The 15,817-nt window shown below is 72.9% G+C and carries 14 protein-coding genes and 1 riboswitch; of the genes, 1 reads left to right on the plus strand and 13 read right to left on the minus strand.

Annotated elements, in window-relative coordinates:
- Window positions 1–126: 126 nt before the first annotated feature.
- From AB0G59_RS23865 to AB0G59_RS23880, 4 genes are all read right to left on the minus strand, one after another.
- Window positions 127–1,338, minus strand: a complete 1,212-nt coding sequence (locus AB0G59_RS23865; protein WP_360915023.1) for an MAB_1171c family putative transporter — start codon at window positions 1,336–1,338, stop codon at window positions 127–129.
- Window positions 1,331–1,996 (minus strand): hypothetical protein, encoded by a 666-nt coding sequence (locus AB0G59_RS23870; protein ID WP_360915026.1) that lies wholly within the window; start codon window positions 1,994–1,996, stop codon window positions 1,331–1,333. Before AB0G59_RS23870 ends, AB0G59_RS23865 begins: the two co-directional genes overlap by 8 nt.
- Window positions 1,993–2,475, minus strand: coding sequence for a helix-turn-helix transcriptional regulator (locus AB0G59_RS23875; RefSeq protein WP_360915029.1), 483 nt, complete (start codon window positions 2,473–2,475; stop codon window positions 1,993–1,995). Before AB0G59_RS23875 ends, AB0G59_RS23870 begins: the two co-directional genes overlap by 4 nt.
- 279 nt (window positions 2,476–2,754) lie before the next feature.
- Window positions 2,755–3,141 (minus strand): hypothetical protein, encoded by a 387-nt coding sequence (locus AB0G59_RS23880; RefSeq protein WP_360915032.1) that lies wholly within the window; start codon window positions 3,139–3,141, stop codon window positions 2,755–2,757.
- Between the two features lie 197 nt (window positions 3,142–3,338).
- On the opposite strand from AB0G59_RS23880, the gene AB0G59_RS23885 reads away from it, so the two are divergent.
- Complete coding sequence (locus AB0G59_RS23885; RefSeq protein WP_360915035.1) at window positions 3,339–4,292, plus strand: trypsin-like serine protease; 954 nt, start codon at window positions 3,339–3,341, stop codon at window positions 4,290–4,292.
- 53 nt (window positions 4,293–4,345) lie between these two features.
- Here AB0G59_RS23885 and AB0G59_RS23890 read toward each other — a convergent pair whose 3' ends face one another.
- The 9 genes from AB0G59_RS23890 to cobN form a co-directional block, all read right to left on the minus strand.
- Window positions 4,346–5,074: a hypothetical protein gene (locus AB0G59_RS23890; protein WP_360915038.1), complete on the minus strand. Its 729-nt coding sequence runs from the start codon at window positions 5,072–5,074 to the stop codon at window positions 4,346–4,348.
- Window positions 5,074–6,330 carry a VWA domain-containing protein gene (locus AB0G59_RS23895; RefSeq protein WP_360915041.1) on the minus strand — a complete coding sequence of 419 codons (1,257 nt, stop codon included), beginning with the start codon at window positions 6,328–6,330 and terminating at the stop codon, window positions 5,074–5,076. Before AB0G59_RS23895 ends, AB0G59_RS23890 begins: the two co-directional genes overlap by 1 nt.
- A 47-nt stretch (window positions 6,331–6,377) precedes the next feature.
- Window positions 6,378–6,962, minus strand: coding sequence for a restriction endonuclease (locus AB0G59_RS23900; RefSeq protein ID WP_360915044.1), 585 nt, complete (start codon window positions 6,960–6,962; stop codon window positions 6,378–6,380).
- Between the two features lie 71 nt (window positions 6,963–7,033).
- Complete coding sequence (locus AB0G59_RS23905; RefSeq protein ID WP_360915047.1) at window positions 7,034–7,231, minus strand: hypothetical protein; 198 nt, start codon at window positions 7,229–7,231, stop codon at window positions 7,034–7,036.
- A gap of 15 nt (window positions 7,232–7,246) precedes the next feature.
- Window positions 7,247–8,086, minus strand: coding sequence for a hypothetical protein (locus AB0G59_RS23910; protein ID WP_360915050.1), 840 nt, complete (start codon window positions 8,084–8,086; stop codon window positions 7,247–7,249).
- Window positions 8,083–10,182 (minus strand): hypothetical protein, encoded by a 2,100-nt coding sequence (locus AB0G59_RS23915; protein ID WP_360915053.1) that lies wholly within the window; start codon window positions 10,180–10,182, stop codon window positions 8,083–8,085. The genes AB0G59_RS23910 and AB0G59_RS23915 overlap by 4 nt, the downstream gene beginning before the upstream one ends.
- Window positions 10,179–11,039, minus strand: coding sequence for a hypothetical protein (locus AB0G59_RS23920; protein ID WP_360915056.1), 861 nt, complete (start codon window positions 11,037–11,039; stop codon window positions 10,179–10,181). The genes AB0G59_RS23915 and AB0G59_RS23920 overlap by 4 nt, the downstream gene beginning before the upstream one ends.
- A gap of 153 nt (window positions 11,040–11,192) precedes the next feature.
- On the minus strand, window positions 11,193–11,873 hold the full coding sequence (locus AB0G59_RS23925) for a Crp/Fnr family transcriptional regulator (RefSeq protein WP_360915059.1): 681 nt from the start codon (window positions 11,871–11,873) through the stop codon (window positions 11,193–11,195).
- A gap of 57 nt (window positions 11,874–11,930) precedes the next feature.
- Entirely contained in the window at window positions 11,931–15,584 is a 3,654-nt protein-coding gene (gene cobN, locus AB0G59_RS23930; protein ID WP_360915062.1) for a cobaltochelatase subunit CobN, read from the minus strand.
- Window positions 15,585–15,696: 112 nt separating this feature from the next.
- Window positions 15,697–15,770: riboswitch (cobalamin riboswitch) on the minus strand.
- Window positions 15,771–15,817 lie beyond the last annotated feature (47 nt).

Below are 15,817 nucleotides of genomic sequence, written 5' to 3' on the forward strand. Positions count from 1 at the left end.
CGGATCGTCGGCACTGGCGGCGCCGGATCCGTACGGATCGTCGATCCGTACGGATCCGGCGCCGGCCTGTGTCGCAGGCGGCCTTGACCCCCGTCCAGGGCCGCCTCGTCCATGGGTCGCGCGCCGTCAGGGACGGCGTGCCGCGCTCGCCTCTCTCAACTCGGCGAGCACGGCGTCCACCATCGGATCGTGGTAGACGTCGGCGACGCGCGCCAAGTGCTCGTGTTCCTCGGCCGGATCGGCGCTGACGGTCATCACCACGCTGTCGGCGTGGGGCGTCGGCACGTGTCCGGTCTGCTGGTTGGCCAGGCCCCGGCGCAGGGCCGCGGCCTCCACCACGGCGGCGAGCCGGTGCTCGTCGAGGGAGGCCTCCTCGGCCTTGCGCCGGGCGATCTCCAGGGCGGCGGGCTCGACATGGCGCCGGACGCCGCGCTGGATGTCGCGGATCTCCGCCATCTGCCGGTTGGCCCGCCACTCCAGGTCCGCGAAGGGCCAGCGGTTCGTCCAGCGGGACTCCCCGATGGTGACCTCCGGGGCGTGTGCGGTGACCTCGCGCCACAGCGGGCCGAGCCGGCGCAGCCGGCGCCAGGCGGCCGCCCGGGGACCGACGGCGGGCAGCGAGAACCCCAGCAGGACCAGCAGCGCGGCCACCGAAGCGCTCATCGGCGCCACCCCGTTGGAGAGCCAGTACACGTCATGGCCGGCCCAGGTCAGGACGAAGCCGGCCAGCTTGCAGGCGCAGTACACCAGGCCCAGCCAGCAGCCGGCGGCCAGCGTCCGCAGCCCCTTGGCGAGCCAGGAGCGGCCCAGCTGGGCGGCGTAGCGCGGGCACAGGGTGCCCAGGCCGGCCAGGCTGGTGCCGAAGATGGCCAGGTACAGCACCAGGAAGGCCACCACGCCGGGGGCGTCGGCGTAGGCGGTGCTGAAGTCGCGGGGGTGCTCCACGTCGTCGGGCCGTCCGACGGCGAAGCAGACGATCGCCGTGGCCCAGGTGACCGCGAGCACGCCCACGGCCCACCGGGACCGGGCGGCCGCGCGGGCGTGGGCCGCCTCGTCGCCCCTGCTGGTCCAGCGCAGCAGCAGCACGCTCGCGCCCGACGCGAACAGCACGACGGCCGAGTACAGGAAGACCATCGCCAGGTTCGCCACGCCGGTCAGGCGGTCGAAGGCGCGGTAGACGCTGGGCGCGGAGAACAGGAAGACGATCGGGACGCCGGAGGTCATCAGGGCGGTCAGCCCCAGGTCCGTGTTGCCGCGGTCGCGGAACCAGGCACGGGCCTTGTAGCCGACGATGGCCCAGGCGACGGCGCTGAACGCCAGGTAGAGGACGTCAAACACCGGCCTCGCCCCCCGCCGTCCCGTCGGCCGCGCCTTCTTCGCGGCGCAGCCCGCGGCGTACGTGCTGCAGGGCCGGGCCGAGCGATGCGGCGAGCTCGGCGGCGTGGCCCTCCAGGGGCAGTTCCTGGCCCGGCGGAGGGGGCACCACCTTCGCCATGAGGAGGGTGCCCAGGATCTCCGTCTCGCGCTCGGTGAGGTTGTCGTAGCAGTGGTGGCGCGCCAGGCCCATGGTCAGGCCCATGCGCCGCATGGCGGTGGCCACGTCGACCGACGGCGTCCACACCTTGAGGGCGTCCTCGGTGACGGCGGGGTCCTGGTCGTGCCCCAGCAGCAGGTGGCCGATCTCGTGCAGCACGATGTGGACCTGGTGCCAGGGCGAGGTCTTCTGTTCGTAGACGACCCAGTACGCGTCGTCGGTGGTGGCCGTCATGCCCGAGACGACGCCGTCCAGGCTCATCGGCACCAGGTGGATGGGCCGGCCGACGCGCCGGGCGACGGCGTCGCACAGGCCCTGCAGATCGGTGGTCGCGGGCAGCGCGAGCTCAGCGATGAGCTGCTTGCAGCGCCGGCGTATGCGCCCCACCCGCATGCTTGCACCGTCCTCGTCCTCGCTACGCCGCCAGTAAGTGAAGAGCCGGTCCTCCGCGATGACGGTCACGGGCGCTCCTCACCACCCGCGTCGGGCGGGTCGGACGGAAGGTTCATCTGCTGCCGGAACTGCGAGATGATCGTGGTCAGGCTGTCCTGCACCTCCGGCGGCAGACCCACCGAACGCAGGGCGATCGCCCGGACGCGCTGATCCCTCATGGCGACGAGGAAGCGGACCTCCTCCTCCACCCGTTCCGCCTGTGAGGCGGACAGGTCGCCCATCAGATAGCCCACCGGCACGGCGAAGAACTTCGCCAGTGCCCGCAGGACGTCGGGGCTGGGGTTGGCGCGCTTGCCGTTGCGCAGCATCGACAGATACTGCTCGGTGAGGCTGACGTCGCCGTACTCCTCCCCCTGGCTGATCTCCTCGGCCACATGCCCGTTGGTGTAGGGGGCGCCGGGCGGGTGCATGTTCGCGAACAGGTAGTTGAGCCGCTGCGCGAGCGGGCTGCCCGCGTCACCGGCCGTCCTGTCCCCCCCGGCTGCCATCTGCCCCGTTCCTTCGAGCCTTCTTCGCGACACGGCTTCTAGGTCTTTCACGGCCAGTTAAGTGCTTTCCAGCCGCGAGAGGCATCCTGTCACGGGATGAATGCCGAGCACTAGTCCGCCCGTGGTTACGAGCCGGTGAAGGACTTAACCGGGAGTTGAGAAGGTCCGGACCGCAGACCGCTCGTCCACGGTGGGTACGACGGGGCGCACTTGATACGGCGGCCCCGGCTTCTGTGGTGCCGGGGCCGCCGTGGTCGTTGCGGGAGAAGCTTCCGCTCGTCAGGGCTTCACGGAGATGGTGTGACCCTGGTAGAGCGTGCCGACGCTGGCGTTGCCGGACACCGTGTTGGTGACGGTGGTGTGGGTGACGGACACGTTCGTCGTCCTCGCCAGCTCCTCCCACCGGCGGTACTCCGCCGTCAGCGTCTCGTCCTGGAATATGCGGCCGAACAGCAGGGCGGCCAGCGCCTGGACCTCCTGCTCATTGCCGGGGTCGAGCGGCAGCGGCGCGGCCGCGGCGTCGTCCTCCCGGCTTCGTCCGAAGGCGCGCCGCGTGAAGTCGACGAGCGAACCCCAGACCTGACGTCCCGCTTCCGTGCCGACGGAGCCGGCGGCCGCCGTCACCGCGGTCGTGATCGCGTCGAGAGAAACCGGATCGACCATCATCCCACTCCCCACCCTGCGGGCCGGACAGCCCGGACAACCCAACTCACTGTTGCGCACAGGCTACCGGCCGCCTCTGACAGCACTGTCCGGCGTTGTGGTGAATCCTGTCGCGTCGGCCACTCGCCGTACCCCGGCCGCTCGTAGGACGATGACACGCTCACCTCGTACGTGCCGTTCCGCACCGGGAGGAATCGTTCATGCGTCGCAGACCCTTCGCCATACGCCGGGGCCCCACCGCCGTCCTCGTCACCTTGCTGACGGTGGCGGCCGCCGCCTTGCCGACGCCCGCCGCCATGGCCGCCTCGACCCCCTCGGCCGGCCCGGCCGCCTCGGCCGCCGTCTCCAGCGATGCCTACTGGACCCCCGAGCGCATGCGGGCCGCGCGCCCCGCCGCCGACGCCCGGCGGACCGCCGCGCCGGCGGCCGCCGACGAGCCCGTACCGCCGAGCCACCCCTTCGACGGCCTCCCCCAAGTGGGCACGTTCTTCTGGACCGACGGCCAGAACCAGGGCCGCTTCTGCGGCGGCACCGTGATCCGCAGCCCGCACCGCGATCTCGTCGTCGGCGCCGCCCACTGCCTGCGCTCGCCCGACCCGAAGAAGCGGCTGTCGTTCGTCCCGCAGTACCACGACGGCCTCAAGCCGCACGGCGTCTTCCCGGTCGAGCTCATCTACATCGACCAGCGGTACTACGACCTGGGCACGGACGGCGGCGCACGCTGGGACTACACGGTCGTCCGGCTCGGGCCGCGCGCGGACGGCACGAAGGTCCAGCGCGCCGTCGGCGGCTTCGACCTGGCGATCCGCCCGGGCTACAGGCACGAGGACGTACGGCTGATCGGCTATCCGGGCGGCAGCGACGCCACCCACCCCAAGCCGCTCGACTGCAGCTCCTCCACGCACCGCTACACCAGTACGGATCCGGCCGCGCCGGGCGACTTCCTGGAGATCGCCTGCGCGGGCTACATCGGCGGCACCTCGGGCGGCCCGTTCCTGGTGCGCGGGCCCGGCGGGTACGCACTGATCGGCGTCATCGGCGGCTACCACACCGGCGGCGACACCCCGGACATCTCCTACAGCTCGTACTTCAACGAGGACCTGCTGGAGCTGTACCTGCGGGCCGTCGAAGGCGATCCGCCCGCGGCCCCCTGAACGCACGACGGCGGCACCCCCGGGGCCCGGGGGTGCCGCCGTGCTCCCGCCGGCTAGCGGCGGCGGGGGTGGCGGGTGAGGGTGTAGCCGCCGATCGCCGCGAGCGCGCCGAGGACGGCACCGCCCACGGTCCACGCCCAGCGGGACGTGAACCAGCTGCCGTTCCAGCCGCCCTCCGGCTCGGCGACGGCCGCCGCGTGCAGCGGCGCGCCCAGCTCGCCGCCTTCGGCGCGCTCCCCGCCCATGTCCTCGGCGGTCGCCTCGACCTCGGCCTTCACCGGCAGCCCCAGGTCCTTCTCGGGGGCGTCGACGACGGTCAGCCGGATGTAGTACGCGCCGGGCAGCGGGTCGTTGGCCCACCGCTCCGACCACGGGCGTACGGTCCGCAGGGTGCAGGTCAGGGTCACCGATGCGTCCTGCTGCGAGGCCCGCTTGGTCTGCTCGCCGGACGTACAGGCCTGGCGCCGGCGCAGCCCGTCGAAGACGTCGAGCTGCCAGGTGGCGGAGCCGTGCCGCGCGGACGTCTCGGGCAGGGTCACCGTGGCCTTGGCCGTGGCCTTCTGCCCGGCACCGGCCGGGAACTGCCAGTAGAGGTAGTCGCCGGTGGACGCGTCGGCGGTGGCCTTGCGGCCCTGCTCGATCGCCACGGCGGTGCGGAAGGCGGTGCCGGCCTCGGTGGGCGCGTCACCGTCGTCGGCGGTGGCGGCGGAGGCCGGGACGAACAGGGCCGCCCCGGCGAGCAGTCCGGCCGTCACGGTCCGGCGCATTCGCTGTGCACGCATCAGTTCTCCCTCCACACCGCGACGCGCCAGCGGGCCAGCCAGCCCCACAGGAGCCCCGCGAGCAACCCGGTCACGCCCAGTACGACCAGCAGCACCCAGCCCCGGCCGAGGCCGAAGGCGGCGAGGTCGGAGGGGTTGTCGGGGGCGTCCACCAGATCGACGGCGAGCTCGACGGGCAGGCCCGGATCCCGCTTGACGGAAGGGGGCGCGGAGAAGGAGTTGGAGACCTCCAGGCATACGTCCCTGGGCTCCTTGTCGTCCTTCTTCGCCTTCCACACCGGAAGGCGAAGCCCCGACGCCATCACGTCCGTACGCCCGCTGGAGGCGTCCGACCCGCGGACGAGTTCCTGTCCGCCCCCGCCCACGGCGCGCACCAGCACCCCGTAGTCACGGTCGACGGCACGGTCGGCGCCCACGCTCACCGAGGCGCGCAGCTCCTGCCCCGGCTTGACCTTGACGCGGTACCAACGGTGCTCGGCGAACGTCTCCCGGTCGGTCCAGACGCCGGCACCGATCTCGGGCGCCTTCGCGCACTCGCTCGCGCCCTGGGTGGGCCTGGGCGTCTCGACGGGCGTCTCGGCCCGGCGCACGAGCTGCTTGATGCGGCCCGAGAGCTCCTTGCGGTGCCGCACGGTGGTGTACGTGCCGCCGGTGGCCTCGGCGATGCAGCTGAGCTGCTCGCGCGTCTTGTCGTCCTGAGTCAGGCCCAGGGTGTCGACGGTCAAGTGCGTGCCCTTGGCGGCGAGTTCGCGCGCCACGTCACAGGGATCGGGCAGGCCGCAGGAGTCCTCGCCGTCGGTGATCAGAACGATGCGGCGCGTCCCGCCGTCCGTCCCCAGATCCTGGTCCGCGCCCCGCAGCGCGTACCCGATCGGCGTCCACCCGGTCGGCCGCAGCGTCGCCACGGCGGCCTTGGCCTCGGTCCGGTCCACCTTGCCGACGCGGTAGAGCTGCTTGCTGTCGCGGCAGCCGGTCTCCTTGTCGTCCCCCGCGTAGTCGGCCCCGAGCGTCCGGATACCGAGCCGCACCCCGTCCGGCACCGCGTCGATGACCTCGTTGAACGCCTGCTGCGCGGCCGCCATCCGCGACTCGCCGTCCACGTCCCGGGCCCGCATCGAGCCGCTGACGTCCAGCACCAGCTCGACCTTGGGCGAATTCTTCGGAGGCCCGTCGGCGGCGCTCGCCGGCACGATGCCCCCGGCCAGGGCGGCGAGCAGGGCGCACGCGCCCGCCGCCAGCCGTTTTGTGATGATCATCCGAGGATCCTAGTGACGGACCGAGGCCCGGCCCAAAAAACGGTACGTCAGGGTCCGGTACGTCCCAGCCCCAGCACCTGGTGCAAGGTCCTCCCCTCCTCCGCCCAGGCACGCAGGCGGTCCCGGTCGACCCAGTGCACGCCGTTGCGGTCGCCCCAGAGGCGGGCGTCGCGCGTGAAGCCGCCGTTGGTCACGACGACGGCGACATCCGCGCCGTGCACGGGCGTGGCAGTGCCGTTGACCTCGTACATCACGTGCGATCCGACCCTGCCTCCGAACATGGTGTGCTTGCACTGGGCGACGATCACCTTCCCGTCCGGGGCCCGCCCGATCACGTCGGCCGCCTGGTCGCCCCGGCGGCCGACGTGCCGTGCCCTGATGCCGTCACGGATCATCAAATCCCGTATGGCCAGCTCGAACCGGTCCGGTGACAGGGCGTCCACTTCGTGCAGCGGCAACCGCAGCTGCTGTAGACGTCGCGCCCCCTCCCTGCGCTCGGCGCGACGCCGGGCCGCGCGGGCCACGCCCGCGGCCGACCCGCAGCCGGCCACGGCCAGGAGGGCCGGCCAGAGGTACGGTCCGAGTCCGGCGAGAAGGCGCAGCAGGCTCCGGAGGACGAGCACGACGGCCACGAGCGCGATCAGGGCTGCCGTGGTCTCGCCGGAGGTACGTGGCCGAAGCCGCCTCCGTGGTGCGCGGCGGGTCACCGGAGTGCCGTGGAGGATGCGGGGGGCTTCGGGGCGGGCTCGTCGGAGGCGTCGTCGTTCAGGCAGCTGTTCAGCATTCCCCAGACGAGCACCGCGACGACGGCCAGGGCGATCCACGGGCTGTTGCCGTCGCTCCGGCTGCGGTTGGGCTTCCGGACCCAGTGACCGCGACGGTAGTACCACTCCTCGCGCATGACGTCCTCTCCGGTTCAGAACTCGGCATCGGGTTGCACAGTGGCGTGGATGAATTCGGCGTTGGCCTTCGCCAGCTGCTCCTTCATCTCGTGGGGAAGGCTCTCGAAGAGGGTGCGGGTGACGTCCCCCTCGTCCGCATGCCCCATGACCTCGCGCGGATGGTCCGTCACCCACTCCAGGACCTGGCGCACCTCGTCGGGGTGGTGGAGCAGCCACAGTGCGGCGAGCGCGTCCGGGCCGGTGCGGACGGCCTGGAGGTAGAACTCGTACTCCTCGCGGCGTTGCGGCGACCACAGTCGGGGCGGGGAACCGATGGCCGGGCCGAAGTCTTCGGCCTCGGGCGGGGCGGTCTCGAGACGGCAGGACAGGCCGAGGTGCGGCAGGTGCTGCGGCTGGGAAAGGTGCGGGATGAATTCCTGCGCGGTCAGTTCCCGCCCGGCGGCGCGGTAGCGGGCCGTAGCCGCGTCGAGCAGCCCGTCCAGGTGTGCGCTGACCGACGCCCAGGGGTCGGCCAGCCGGTGCCGGTTGAGGACGACGAGCCTCGGGTCCTCGGCCCACCAGGTGACCTCGAGAGCGGTGGGCCGGGGGCCGAGGGGCACGTGCCACACTCCGCTGCGGCGGGCCGTGTCGACGAGGTGGGCCTCGGCGTAGCCGCCCAGGGCGGCTCGCATCAGCGACGCTCGCGTGCCGGGCTCGCACAGGGCGTTGTGTTCGCGGTCGATCAGTACCAGGGCGGTGTCGGGCCGGGGAGAGGTACGGAACCGCAGGAGTTGCCGGAAGGGCCCGCCCTGGCAGGTGACCCACAGACCGCTGCCGGGGAGTGGGGGCGGGGCGTAGTAGGTGGTCGTGGTCATGCTCGGCCTTTCTGCGGAATGTCCTTGCGCCACTCGGCCAGGGCACGCGCCGCACGTTCGGCGCCGGGTGCGGTTGCGGTGCGTTCCAGGTCGGTGAACAGGCGGAAGACGCCGCCGTGCAGGTGCGATGCCAGTCGGTCGACGAGGTGTTCGAGGGCCTGCGCCCGGCGGGGGTCTCCGGCCGAGCGGCGCTGCCACTCCAGGAGGGCGGCGCGGGTCGCGTCGTAGGTCGTCTGCTCCATGAGGGCGTGGCGGATCAGCACCAGGCCGGGTGGCTCCGTAGGGGAGCTTCCGGATGCGCCGGGCCTCGCGAGCAGGTGGCCGCTCCACCACTCCCCCGCTTCTCCGGCGGAGGCCGCGCCCCTCAGCAACTGGGCGACCGCGGCACACGCCGTACGCCTCGCCGCCCCGCCCTCGGACGTCCACTGGACGAGGGTGTCGATGACGCGGGGCCGGACCGTGCCTTCCGCGAACAGGGAGAGCAGGGCCCTGCGGACGGCGGACTCGACCGCGGTGGAGCCGTCGTCCCGCGACACCACGGTGGTGTGCAGGAGGCTCAGCGCCGCCTCGGGGCGGGCCAGGCCGAACTCGGTGGCGCAAGTCAGCGCCGCGATGCAACGGTAGGAGACGGTGGCCGCCCGGGCCCAGCCCCGAAGCCGGTTCTTGACGGCGGTGGCGAGTACGGGATCGGCGGAAGCGGCGCCGAAGGCGCGTGCCGCCATCCGCCAGTCACCCGGGCGGTCCGACGCGGCCAGCTCCTCGATGGGGGCGAGCGCGCGCTGACCGGAGCTCCACTGGGCGAACTGGCCGAGGATGAATCCGGCGCGGTCCGCGCGGCGCTGGGCGTCGGGCGTCTGCCGGAGCCATTCCACGAGCAGTTCACCGGCGTCGCGGTGTTCTCGCCAGACGTGGTCGAGCACGGCCCGGCCCTGGAGGTGCCGGGTGAAGGCCACCGGTTCGCTGAAATAGCTGTGCGTGGAGGTGGTGTGCACCTCCCGGCCCGCGACGTAGGCCTCGATGGCGGTCATCCGCTCGTGGCGGGAGCGGTGGAAGACGAAGCCGGGGTTGCCGGCCGGAACGTCACCCTCCTCCGGCCGGGACGCGGTCGCGTCGAGGCGTCCGTCCGCGACCGCCAGCAGGCGTCGTGCCTCCTCCTCGACGACGGTGTGGTCGAAGTGTTCGAAGATGCAGGTGGCCAGGAGGAGAGCGAGGTCCTCCGCGTTCCCCTGTACCCGTTCGAGCAGTTGGGGCGCCCGGCCGGTCGCGTGCAGGCTCAGGTGCTCGCCGATGGCATCCGGCTCCACTTCGCCGTGCGCAACCCGGACGACCTCGCCGGCGATCTCCACGACCTGGGCCGGGGTCAGGGCCCGCTGCAGGGTGTCGTCGAGGAAGCCCGGCGGCAGGGTGGCGAGGAGGGAGCAGCGCCGTCGCGCGTCGGGGAAGACGGTGGCGAGCTTGGCGTCCAGGACCGCGCGCGGTGACGGCGGTGACACCAGTACGGGAGCTCGGTGGAGCAGGTCCCGAAGATGGGCGACGACGCGCGGGGTTTCCTTGACGACGACGACCATGCAGGCATCCGCGTCATGGAGGCGGGTACGCAGACTGTCCAGGCCCAGCATGTCCAGGGCGAGCACCCGGCTCTCCAGCAGGCCGTCGACCAGGTAGCCGCGGGCCGTGGCACTGGTCGCCGTCCAGGCCGCCAGGTCGACGTCGGAGTCGACGGCGCGCAGCGCGAAGCTTCCGGTGTGCCGATGCAGCAGGTTGAGCGCGGCGGTCCGGCGCCCACTGCCTGGCGCGCCTACGAGGAAGGCCACGCGGCTGTGGGTCTTTTGAAGGGCTTCGGTGAACCAGCTCGGTTCGGCGAAGCCGCTCATGGCCGCGAGGGTCTGCTCGGCGGCGATGTCGCCTTCGCGGCTCTCGACGGTCTCACCGCGGGCGGCCGCTGAGCCACCCATGTGCTGGCCGCCGTCGACCGTACCCGCGATGCTGACGAGGCCGTAATTCCAGATGACGGGCGGCCCGCCCATTTCCTCGAAAGCCTGGCGGAAGTCCGGGGGGAGCGTGGGCTGCGCCGGGCCGCTCGGCTCCGCGTTCATCGCCCGGTGCCGTCCTGGCCGTGGACGTGCTGGTGCTGGCCACCGCGCACCGTGTTCGCGTGGGAGAGGAAGCCGTAGTTGGTGGTCGCGGCGGGAGCAGCGGCACGGGGTGGTTCGGCAGCAGGGGCGGGGGCCGGCTCGGGTACGGCGGCAGGCTCCGCCGCCGCGGGATCGTGGTCGCCGAGGATCCGGCGGTCGTACAGGTTGCCCGAGGGGGCGGGGACGTACAGCCAAGCGAGCTGCTGGAAGGACTTGCCCTCGACGCTCGCCGCCACCTCGATGAAGTGGTCGGGATGGCGGCGGGTGTAGCCCGAGAGCACCGCGTCCTCGAAGACCCGCTGGGAGAGGATCGCGGCGACCTGGGTGATGCTCTCGCTGGACGCCGCGAGGATGGCCCGCACGGGGCGGGAGTCCAGCAGCCGGTGGGTATCGTTCCGCGGGGTGCCGTTGCCGTCGCCGGGCGAGCCGCCGTCGGGCAGGGGGCCCACGTGGAGGCTGGCCCGCAGGCGGAGCCGGCGCGTGCCGGTGGCGTGGATGTTGTAGTCGGTCAGTACTTCCTGGAGTTCGCCCAGGAAGGGGTGGATGACCCGGGGCAGGGCCACCGGGTCGAAGCCGAAGACGAAACCGTCGCCCGTGTTGTTGGCGAACCTCTGCTCCTCCCAGAGCTGCCGCAGACCGGCACGGTCGAGCGCGTGTTCCAGCAACTGCGGGATGATCGAGGTCAGTTCGACGTGATCGACGGCGGGCCTGCCGGTGAAGTCCTTCGCGTCCACGGCGAGGATGCCCCGGTAGGGCGGCAGATCGCGGCTCACGCTCCAGGGCGCGGGTCCGGCGGACGGCATGTCGGCTGAAGGCATGCGGAACTCCCCTGCGGAGAAGACGGGTCGGCCCCGGCGCGCTCGCCGTGCCGGGCCTGATGCCGTCGATCCTCGCGAGGGCGCCCGGTCGCTTGTGCACCCGCGGTGCACATCGCCCGTGACGAGCGTCACACGGGCGGCATGATCCTGCCGTCAGCCGGCGTCTGCGATCGAGCGGAGGGCCGCGATGTCGCGGATGACGATGCTCTTGCGCTCGGCCGTCACGGTCCGTTCGCCGAGCGACTGGAGCGTGGTGCTCACGGTGTTGCGGGAGACGCCCAGGTACTGGGCGAGGTCCAGCCTCGTGACGGCCACTTCCACCGCGGTCGGCGGGCCCTCGGGGCAGGCGGCCGACGCCAGGGCGAGGAGTGCCACGGCCAGCCGGGTGCGGGAGTCGCCGTCGCCGACCCTCGTGGCCTCTCGCCAGCGCATCGCGGTGTGCCGGTGCAGCGTCTCGGTCAGCTCGTGCAGGTCGCGGAAGTCCAGGAACTCCCGCTTGGACACCACCGAGACCCTGCAGTGGGAGATCGCTTCGACCGACGCCAGCCGGGTCTCGTCCTCCTCGATGACCGCCGCCTCGCCGACCACGTCTCCGCCGCCGCGGAAGGCCAGCACCCGCACCCGGCCGTCCCGTTCGACGCGGGAGACCTTGACGACTCCGCCGCAGAGCACGAGGACGTGCGTACCGCGGTCTCCCTGCCACAGCAGCACGTCCCCCGACCGGTGTTCGCGCGGACGTCCCTTGGCCACCAGGGCGTTCCACAGCGACTCGCCGATCATCTGTTCAAGCGTCACCCCGAGGGTGCGCCCCGGCCCGTGTAATCCCCCGTTCATGGGACTGCACTCTAGGCCGGGACGCGGTCGCTCAGGGCGCGAACCGCAGTTCGCCCGTCAGGCGTCGTCCCCGCCCTCCAGCTCGCCCTCCGTCTCCAGGAAGACCTGGCGCAGCGCGTCCAGCGTCTCCGCGTCCGGCTTGGCCCACATGCCGCGGCTCTCGGCCTCCAGGAGGCGCTCGGAGATGCCGTGCAGGGCCCAGGGGTTGGCGTCCTGGAGGAAGGCGCGGTTCTCCGGGTCGAGGACGTAGGTCTGGGCGAGCTTGTCGTACATCCAGTCGGGGACGACGCCGGTGGTGGCGTCGTAGCCGAAGAGGTAGTCCACGGTGGCCGCGAGCTCGAAGGCGCCCTTGTAGCCGTGGCGGCGCATGGCCTCGATCCAGCGGGGGTTGATCACGCGGGCGCGGAAGACGCGGGAGGTCTCCTCGACCAGGGTGCGGGTGCGGATCGTCTCGGGGCGGGTGGAGTCGCCGATGTACGCCTCGGGGGCCTTGCCGCGCAGGGCCTTGACCGTGGCGACCATGCCTCCGTGGTACTGGAAGTAGTCGTCGGAGTCAGCGATGTCGTGCTCGCGGGTGTCGGTGTTCTTCGCCGCGACCGCGATGCGCTTGTACGCCGTCTCCATCTCCGCGCGGGCCGGGCGGCCCTCCAGGCCCCGGCCGTAGGCGTAGCCGCCCCAGACGGTGTAGACCTCCGCGAGGTCGGCGTCGGTGCGCCAGTCGCGGCTGTCGATGAGCTGGAGCAGGCCGGCGCCGTACGTACCCGGGCGGGAGCCGAAGATACGGGTGGTGGCGCGGCGTTCGTCGCCGTGGGCGGCGAGGTCGGCCTGGGCGTGGGCGCGGACGTGGTTGCGGTCGGCCGGCTCGTCCAACGACGCCGCCAGCCGCACCGCGTCGTCCAGCAGGCCGATCACGTGCGGGAACGCGTCGCGGAAGAAGCCGCTGATGCGGAGGGTGACGTCGATGCGGGGGCGGCCGAGCTCGTCGAGGGAGATGGGCTCGAGGCCCGTCACCCGGCGCGACGCCTCGTCCCAGACCGGGCGGACGCCCAGCAGGGCCAGCGCCTCCGCCACGTCGTCGCCCGCCGTGCGCATCGCGCTCGTGCCCCACAGGGACAGGCCCACCGACTCCGGCCAGTCGCCGTTGTCGGTGCGGTAGCGCTCCAGGAGGGAGTCGGCCAGGGCCTGGCCGGTCTCCCAGGCGAGGCGGCTGGGGACGGCCTTGGGGTCGACGGAGTAGAAGTTGCGGCCCGTCGGCAGGACGTTGACCAGGCCGCGGAGGGGGGAGCCGGAGGGGCCTGCCGGGACGAAGCCGCCCGCCAACGCCTTTACCGCGTGGTCGAGCTCGTCCGTGGTCGCGGCCAGGCGGGGGACCACCTCCGTCGCGGCGAACGTCAGGATCGCGGCCACGGGGTCGGTGCCCGGCGTCGTGGGTTGTGCCCACCCGTCCCGCCCTGCGGGACGATTGCCCACAACCGTGGGCACCGCCGCCGGGTCCCAGTTCGCATCCTCCATGGCCTGGACCAAAGCCCTTGCCTCGGCCTCCGCCTCGTCCGCCGTCTTGCGCGTCGCCGCCGACTCGTCGAGGCCGAGGGCCTCGCGCAGGCCCGGCAGGGCGGACTTGCCGCCCCAGATCTGGCGGGCGCGCAGGATCGACAGGACGAGGTTCACGCGCGCCTCGCCGGTGGGCGCGCCGCCCAGCACGTGCAGGCCGTCGCGGATCTGGGCGTCCTTGACCTCGCACAGCCAGCCGTCGACGTGCAGGAGGAAGTCGTCGAAGCCGTCGTCGTCCGGGCGCTCCTCCAGACCGAGGTCGTGGTCGAGCTTGGCGGCCTGGATGAGGGTCCAGATCTGGGCGCGGATCGCCGGGAGCTTGGCCGGGTCCATCGCGGAGATCTGCGCGTACTCGTCGAGGTGCTGCTCCAGGCGCGTGATGTCGCCGTAGGACTCGGCGCGGGCCATGGGCGGCACGAGGTGGTCGACGAGCGTGGCGTGGGCGCGGCGCTTGGCCTGGGTGCCCTCGCCGGGGTCGTTGACGAGGAAGGGGTAGACCAGCGGCAGGTCGCCGAGGGCGGCGTCGGGGCCGCAGGCGGCGGACAGGCCGGCGTTCTTGCCGGGCAGCCACTCGAGGTTGCCGTGCTTGCCGAGGTGGACCATCGCGTCGGCGCCGAAGCCGCCGTCCTCGCGCGCGGCCGCGATCCAGCGGTAGGCGGCCAGGTAGTGGTGGGAGGGCGGCAGGTCGGGGTCGTGGTAGATGGCGATGGGGTTCTCGCCGAAGCCGCGCGGCGGCTGGATGAGGATGAGGAGGTTGCCGCGGCGCAGGGCCGCGAGGACGATGTCGCCCTCGGGGTTGCGGCTGCGGTCGAGGAACATCTCGCCGGGCGCCGGGCCCCAGTGCTGCTCGACGGCCTCGCGCAGCTCGGCGGGCAGCTGCGCGTACCAGCGCTTGTAGTCGGCGGCGGGGATGCGGACGGGGTTGCGGGCGAGCTGCTCCTCGGTGAGCCAGTCCTGGTCGTGGCCGCCGGCCTCGATGAGGGCGTAGATCAGCTCGTCGCCGTCGCCGGACGCAAGGCCGGGGACGGGCTCGTCGCCGAAGTCGTAGCCCTCCGTCCGCAGGCGGCGCAGGAGTTCGACGGCGGAGGCCGGGGTGTCCAGGCCGACCGCGTTGCCGATGCGGGAGTGCTTGGTGGGGTACGCGGACAGGACCAGCGCGATCCGCTTGTCGGCGGCGGGGATGTGGCGCAGCCGGGCGTGGCGCACGGCGATGCCGGCGACGCGGGCGGCGCGCTCGGGGTCGGCGACGTAGGCGGGCAGGCCGTCCTCGTCGACCTCCTTGAAGGAGAACGGGACGGTGATGATGCGGCCGTCGAACTCGGGCACGGCGACCTGGGTGGCGGCGTCGAGCGGGGAGAGCCCCTCGTCGTTCTCCTCCCACGCGCTGCGCGGGCCGGTCAGGCACAGGGCCTGCAGGATCGGCACGTCGAGGCCGGCGAGGGCGCCGGCGTCCCAGGACTCGTCGTCGCCGCCCGCCGAGGCCTCGGCCGGGCGGGTGCCGCCGGCGGCGAGGACGGTGGTGACGACGGTGTCGGCCGCGCCGAGGGCCTCGATCAGCTCGGGCTCCGGGGAGCGCAGCGAGGCGACGTACAGCGGCAGGGGGCGGCCGCCGGCGTCCTCGATCGCGCCGCAGAGGGCGTCGACGAAGGCGGTGTTGCCGCTCATGTGGTGGGCGCGGTAGTAGAGCACCGCGATGCACGGGCCGTCGGCGTTCGCGGCGCGCGGGGTGCGCTCCAGCTCGCCCCAGGCGGGGGCGGCGGCCGGCGGCTCGAAGCCGTGGCCGGTGAGGAGCACGGTGTCGGAGAGGAACCGGGCCAGCTGTTCGAGGTTGGCGGGGCCGCCGTGGGCGAGGTAGGCGTGGGCCTCGGCGGCGATGCCGATGGGGACGGTGGAGGCCTCCATCAGCTGGGCGTCGGGAGCCTGTTCGCCGGTGAGGACGACCACGGGGCGGTCCTGGGCGAGCAGCAGGTCGAGCCCCTCCTGCCAGGCGCGGATGCCGCCGAGGAGCCGTACGACGACCAGTTCGGTGCCCTCCAGGAGCGAGGGGAGGTCGTCGAGTGCGAGCCGGGCGGGGTTGGCGAGCCGGTACGGGACCGGGCCGGCGGCTGCCGCGCGGGCGCTGAGCAGGTCGGTGTCGGACGTCGACAGGAGAAGGATCACGCGGCGCTCCCGAGTGCTTCGAGGGTCGCCCGGGGTGCGCGGGGCCGGAATGTGCGCATGCGGCGGCAGGCCTTCCTCGGGGTCCGCGCCCCGGGCGGTTGGAGGACGGCGGGAGTTCCTGACTCGCGCGGCATCGCTGCCGCGCTCACAGTGGCGGGACCGTGCCGGAGTCTCACCGGCTTCCTCCCCTGGCGCCGTCGCTGGCGTATGGCGGGCCGGAATCCCAAGGAGAC

It is taken from the genome of Streptomyces sp. NPDC021096, assembly GCF_040641275.1.
Classification (GTDB): Bacteria; Actinomycetota; Actinomycetes; order Streptomycetales; family Streptomycetaceae; genus Streptomyces.

Excerpts from the sequence above, each read along its gene's own strand:
- AB0G59_RS23880 (WP_360915032.1), bottom strand. The coding sequence starts at position 3,141 with ATGATGGTCGATCCGGTTTCTCTCGACGCGATCACGACCGCGGTGACG.
- AB0G59_RS23905 (WP_360915047.1), bottom strand. The coding sequence starts at position 7,231 with ATGCGCGAGGAGTGGTACTACCGTCGCGGTCACTGGGTCCGGAAGCCC.
- AB0G59_RS23890 (WP_360915038.1), bottom strand. The coding sequence starts at position 5,074 with ATGCGTGCACAGCGAATGCGCCGGACCGTGACGGCCGGACTGCTCGCC.
- AB0G59_RS23915 (WP_360915053.1), bottom strand. The coding sequence starts at position 10,182 with ATGAACGCGGAGCCGAGCGGCCCGGCGCAGCCCACGCTCCCCCCGGAC.
- AB0G59_RS23920 (WP_360915056.1), bottom strand. The coding sequence starts at position 11,039 with ATGCCTTCAGCCGACATGCCGTCCGCCGGACCCGCGCCCTGGAGCGTG.
- AB0G59_RS23875 (WP_360915029.1), bottom strand. The coding sequence starts at position 2,475 with ATGGCAGCCGGGGGGGACAGGACGGCCGGTGACGCGGGCAGCCCGCTC.
- AB0G59_RS23895 (WP_360915041.1), bottom strand. The coding sequence starts at position 6,330 with ATGATCATCACAAAACGGCTGGCGGCGGGCGCGTGCGCCCTGCTCGCC.
- AB0G59_RS23925 (WP_360915059.1), bottom strand. The coding sequence starts at position 11,873 with ATGAACGGGGGATTACACGGGCCGGGGCGCACCCTCGGGGTGACGCTT.
- AB0G59_RS23885 (WP_360915035.1), top strand. The coding sequence starts at position 3,339 with ATGCGTCGCAGACCCTTCGCCATACGCCGGGGCCCCACCGCCGTCCTC.
- AB0G59_RS23910 (WP_360915050.1), bottom strand. The coding sequence starts at position 8,086 with ATGACCACGACCACCTACTACGCCCCGCCCCCACTCCCCGGCAGCGGT.